The 3473-nt window shown below is 56.6% G+C and carries 4 protein-coding genes; all 4 read left to right on the plus strand.

The window, feature by feature from the left end; genetic code table 11:
• Positions 1 to 220: restriction endonuclease (locus ACY693_RS16755; protein WP_462322950.1), on the plus strand; the 220-nt coding region annotated here is incomplete at its 5' end.
• A gap of 389 nt (positions 221 to 609) precedes the next feature.
• A complete protein-coding gene (locus ACY693_RS16760) occupies positions 610 to 1086 on the plus strand; it encodes a type II toxin-antitoxin system VapC family toxin (RefSeq protein WP_462322951.1) in 477 nt (158 codons plus the stop codon).
• Positions 1087 to 1685: 599 nt separating this feature from the next.
• Complete coding sequence (locus tag ACY693_RS16765) at positions 1686 to 2018, plus strand: hypothetical protein (RefSeq protein ID WP_462322952.1); 333 nt, start codon at positions 1686 to 1688, stop codon at positions 2016 to 2018.
• A gap of 287 nt (positions 2019 to 2305) precedes the next feature.
• Entirely contained in the window at positions 2306 to 3352 is a 1047-nt protein-coding gene (rsgA, locus tag ACY693_RS16770; RefSeq protein ID WP_462322953.1) for a ribosome small subunit-dependent GTPase A, read from the plus strand.
• Positions 3353 to 3473 lie beyond the last annotated feature (121 nt).

Raw genomic sequence — 3473 nt, forward strand, 5'->3', positions numbered from 1 at the left:
TGGCGCATTGCATCTCAAAGGGGCAAATAAGGGCGTATTCATTACCACCAGTCGCTTCACATCAGGCGCCGCTAAGGCTGCCGAGGAAGTCCGAGCACTGAGTCTGCGTCTCGTTGACGGGGTGGAGTTGGGTCGTCTGATGATCAGCTATCGGGTTGGGGTACGTCATGAAACCATCGCTATTCCGAAAGTCGACCTTGATTTCTGGGATGAAGAATGATCAGAGAAACATCACATATGAATCGCCCAATCGGGTAAGGGCGTGTGTTAAGCCTGCCCCCCGCACACCACCTAGCAATGGGTCCGCTACTCAAGCGGTTCACGAGAACGGAGCACACGAGTACCTCAGGCATAGTCATGCGCTTTCATCCAGTGATCACGGATGTTGATCAAGCCCTGGCATTTCAGCCGGTCAGTAGTCATCCCGGTTTGCGCGTCCAGCGAGCGGGACAGATGCCCGTAGCTCTCTTGGACCTCATCTCCGTACGGGGACTTTCACTCTACCAGTTCATGCCCATGCCGGGCGTACACAAGTGCTCCCACCGAACGCTAAAGCGGCGTCTAAGCTTCGGCGTTAGCTGCAAGAACGTGAGGTCATAAAGTTTCGCTATGGCTGAATCTGTCTACATTGAGTCATCTGTCATTAGCTACTTCACGGCACGCTCGAGTCGTGATCTTGTGGTCACTGCTCGACAAACAATAACGGAAAGCTGGTGGTATGACCACAGATCCAAATACGAGATATTCATTTCCGGTCTAGTGGTTCAGGAAATATCGAGGGGAGACGCCGAAGCTGCTCAAAAAAGACTGACGGCCATAGAAGGTATTCCGCTGCTTGGAACTTCCGAAGAGGCATTGGTACTTGCACAGCATCTACTGGATCGAGGTGCAGTACCTCCAAACAGCGAAGAAGATGCACTCCATATCGGCATCGCGGCTGCGTCAGGTGTCAATTTCCTACTTACATGGAACTTCAAACACATCAACAACGCACACACCAAAGCATTAGTTTCGTCGATAATAGAAGCACATGGCTTCGTATGTCCAATTTTGTGTTCACCAGAAGAGCTAGGAGCGGAGATATGAGAGAAGATCCCGTTGTTGCTGAAATTCGCCGCTATCGCATGGAGCACGCTGGAAGATATGGGCACGACCTCAAGCGAATCCACGAGGCACTTCAGGAGTACGAATCTAAGTCAGGGCGCAAAGTCGTGCATCGCAAGCCACGTTTGCTCTTGCCAAGAAACTGGCAGCTAACAGAGTAAGGGCGGTTGTTGTCCTGCCTTCCCGACACTCCCCGGCAAGGGGTCCGCTACTCAAGCGGTTCACGAGAACGGAGCACACGAGGACCTCTGGGATAGTCATGCGCTTTCCTCCACTGAACATGGATGCTGATCAAGCCCTGCCATTTCGGCCAGTCATTGGTCATCCCGGTTTTCGTGTCCAGCGGGCGGGACAGGTGCCAGTCGCTCTTGGTGCTCATGCCTCTCCAGATCGCGGTGCGTACCCTCGTCCCCAGGGCCCGTAGGTCGCGAATGCGATTGCGCACCCCACGCCGCTGTTTTCAGCAGCACATGCGAGCTCGGCGCCGACCCAATTCCGCGCGGACAGCTCCGCACAAATGTGCAAGTCCGTGCCATCGCGGTATTGGTCGGGCCAGCCAAGACGTTTACAGGGGAACTCTGATGCGTGTTATCGAAACCATTTCCGCGCTGGTCGTGATCGGCCTCGCCTTCACCTCTGTCACAGCTGCATCGCCGCCTACTTGGAGCAATAATATGCTGATTGAAAAGTCACATAAGGGATACCGACTGTTGGTTGAGACGCCCTACAAGTTCAACGATCAGGTGACCTTTGCATCCGAATACAATGGTTCCGGAAGCGGCACGATCGTTTCGATTGATATTGCGCTTGATGGAAGCATCGCATACACGATCGAAATGCCTGATAGGACGTGGCAGGCTGGCATCGCTGCAGACGAAATCACGCTAGTCAGATCGGCACCTAACAATTCCTGATCGATTCAAGAGGCTACGGTTGTTGTCTACCGCGTGTTGCACCCAGAGCACTGCACGACAAGAGGCGATTCGTGAACCTGCAGTCTCAGTTGATAGGGCATGAAGGCTGCCCGAGGTTATCCCCAAGAATAACTCGGCACAGCGTCGACCGGCGCTGCTCGGCAAGCCCGTGATTGACGGTGTCCGTCTTTACGTCGATGCTCGGCCTGCTGGCGTATCGGCCGGGGGCTCACGGCAGTCAGGCGACAGTGCATGGGGCGGGTCGCGAAGATTAAAGGATCGTTGATGTGAGTGACATCTTACAGAAGCTGGGTCTCGTCCCTTTCTTCATCCAACAGCTAGCGGACATCGATCTGTTGCAAGAGCGGGTTGGTCGGGTGACGTCTGTTCAACGCTCGAGAACGACAGTGGTTTGTGGCTCCGGTGAGCACCTGGTCGAGCTCTCGTCGCGTTTACGGCAGTCCGCGGCTATTGGTCGCCCGACCGTGGGGGATTGGGTCGTGCTGGACGAATCGCTCACGAGGATTGAGCGCGTGCTCGAGCGCAAGAGCTTATTCAAGCGATTGGGGGCAGGAAGCAGCAATACGATCCAGCCCATCGCTGCGAATATCGATATCCTCTTTATCGTGACGTCCTGTAACGAAGAGCTCAAAGAGTCGCGGTTGGAACGTTACTTGGCGTTGTGTGCGGAGGCTGGGGCGATGCCTGTGATCGTTCTGACCAAGGCCGACCTTTGCGACGATGTCGATCGTTACGTCGAACGTGCTCGCAAGGCGCAAGCTGGGGTAGCGGTTGAGACCGCGAATGCTCGCGATCCCGATACGCTCGAGGGACTGCGCTCTTGGATCAACCAAGCCTCGACCGTGGCGCTGGTTGGCTCGTCCGGAGTCGGCAAGTCGACCCTGCTCAACAGCTTGGCCGGGCAAAGCCTAGCGGCGACCGGCGAGATTCGCGAAGACGATAAGAAGGGCCGCCATACGACGACGCATCGCCAGCTACACATCCTGCCTTCCGGCGGCCTCCTCGTCGATGTTCCGGGTATGCGAGAGCTCAGGGTGGCGGAGGTTGAGCAGTCGATTGGCGACGTGTTCGATGACATCGAGCGTTTGGCACGCGGTTGCCAGTTCGCTGACTGCCAGCACAACACCGAGCCCGGTTGCGCCGTGCTACGCGCCATCGAGGAAGACAGGATGGATCGGCGGCGATTAGCGAATTATCGAAAGCTGCTGCGCGAGAATGCCCAGGCGACCGCCACCTTGGCCGAGAAACGCGCCCAAGGGCGGGCGTTCGCGAAGGTCGTGCGAGAGGGCAAGACGAAAGTCGCTTTGGAGTAGACGCCAGCGGGGCTCGGGCTAGACGAGTCGCTTGGCGTCCGCCGGTTAGCGCGCTGTCTGCTTTCGAACGGCGTCCATGTCCCAGGTCTTGAGTATATCGGCGGCGAGATCCGGCGAGTCG

The organism is Halochromatium sp., assembly GCF_054919635.1.

Excerpts from the sequence above, each read along its gene's own strand:
- ACY693_RS16760 (WP_462322951.1), top strand. The coding sequence starts at position 610 with ATGGCTGAATCTGTCTACATTGAGTCATCTGTCATTAGCTACTTCACG.
- ACY693_RS16765 (WP_462322952.1), top strand. The coding sequence starts at position 1,686 with ATGCGTGTTATCGAAACCATTTCCGCGCTGGTCGTGATCGGCCTCGCC.